1 protein-coding gene and 1 pseudogene are annotated in these 1964 nt (G+C 49.0%); one reads left to right on the top strand and one right to left on the bottom strand.

All coding sequences use genetic code 11. The features are described from left to right. The coding region (locus PLA23_RS12980; protein WP_324475464.1) for a response regulator at positions 1–778 on the bottom strand (778 nt) is incomplete at its 3' end. A gap of 117 nt (positions 779–895) precedes the next feature. Here PLA23_RS12980 and PLA23_RS12975 point away from each other — a divergent pair. Then, positions 896–1964, top strand: a pseudogene (locus PLA23_RS12975) (hypothetical protein); the annotation flags it as partial.

The following is a 1964-nucleotide window of genomic DNA, read 5'->3' as shown; positions in this document are numbered from 1 at the left end:
GCGTAATGTCCCTGAAACTATACACCGTCCCGATAATCCGTTCATCACACTTCTGGGGCCGGATAAAGATCTCAAAAACCCTACCGTCAGGACAGTGCAGCGTATGCCGTCTTTGTGACCTTGGTTCATCCCGTGTTTTTGCGATCTCGCTTATGAGTGCCGGGTCGGATATGATATGGGAAAAGCGCTTTAAAAACGTCTCAATATGAATCGATCTGATATTATCTGATGAGATATCCCAGAGGTGCAGAAAGCGCTCATTAAAGTTCGTGATATACCCATCCCGGTCGGTGACTAAGATCCCTTCCTCGGTTGCTTCAAGGGTAGCCCGGAGCTGGGAAAGCATTCGCCGGTTCTCTCTGAGACTCTCAACAAGAGCCAAATCAGCCTTTCGCTTCTCAATAAGTGACAGGATTTGCATCTTCAACATCTGGAACTGAAGGGCTGGATCCTCTCCTTTCACCATGTAAAAATCAGCCCCAAGGTTTAATGCCTGGATAACAACCTCCTCACACCCCCGCCCGGTAAACAAAATAAATGGAACAGTATTACCCTGCTCCCGGAGCAATGAGAGGAATTCTATCCCGTTTGTTCCGGGCATCTGGTAATCAGACACTACAGCTGAGATCTCATGATGGGTCATAACCTCAAGGGCTTCGCCAGCAGAACGGGCACCAATAACGGTAAATTTCTCATCTTCAGAGAGATAATGGCTGATTATTCCAATAATTTCCTCTTCATCATCGACAGCCAGGACGGTGATCCTCTCTTCGGACATCTTCATTGCTACGAGATTTATCAGATTATATAAAAAAGTATTCCTGATGCCGACGCGAAGGAACGACACACCGGATGGAATTCATTGAAGGGATCAGAATACAAACTGTGTACACATATGAGATCGAACAAGAAGGGACTTCTCCTGCTTATCCTGTTCATTATCATCGCATGCGTTCTGCCAGTCCAGGCAGTCCCTCCACTTCCCGCTGAATATTACGGAAATGTTCTCATTGACGGAGTACCGGCTCCGGTTGGTACCACAATTACCGCCTTTCTTGCCGGTTCTCCGAGAGGGACAATTGTCACAGATGTGGAAGGCTTTTACGGAGGTCCGGGTCTTTTTGATCCCAGGCTGAAGGTGAATGTCTCTGAAGATGAATATCAGACCGGAGATCTGATTATAACGTTTACGATTAATAACATGCCGGCATCACAATCAGTCCTGTTTGAACCAGGTGCATCACAGCAGCTGGATCTCTTTACCGGTGAACAGACCGGGAATGTCGCAAGTCCTGCCCTCACACCGGTGCCGGTTCAGACTGAATACCCAATAAACACTTCAGAACAGGACGATCCTGATACGAACCCTTCTGATTCTGATTCCACCCCGCCCTCAATACAATACGGCCTGGAAAAGGAGGAAAAATTCACATCTGACGACGGGATGGCTTCCATCTCATTCAATAAGAATACGCTTCTCTTCTCGCCGTCCGGGCAGTTCCTTGAAGAGGTCAATGTTACGTCGCGATCTCTTGCAGACCTGGCTCCCGTCAGTATAAACCAGTCCCTGATGTTTTCAGGGTATGCCTATGAGATTACTCCTGAACGAACCTACTTTAACCCGGAAGGGATATTCTCAATCCAGATCCCGCTTGAGCGGATATCTGATTTGATGGCACTCAACCCGCAGATATACCGGTATGTCCCCCAGACCGCAACCTGGGAGCTGGTAAAGACAACCTCAAACCAGTTTACCGGTGTAGTAAGCGGAAAAATCTACGAAGCTGCAATTTATGCCCTCTTCCTTGAGAGTCAGACCGCATTTGCAACTCCAAATGCAACCCAGACAACCATTCCCCCATCATTCCCGCCGGTTGCTGGCCAGCCACCCAGAGCACAGCCCCCCTCTCCTCCCGCCGGACTGGTCCCTCCTTCGGCATCAGGAGAGACCCCTGTCCTCCTGC

The organism is Methanospirillum sp. (assembly GCF_035406105.1).
Taxonomy (GTDB): domain Archaea; phylum Halobacteriota; class Methanomicrobia; order Methanomicrobiales; family Methanospirillaceae; genus Methanospirillum.
This window is presented reverse-complemented; position numbering and strand designations above follow the sequence as displayed.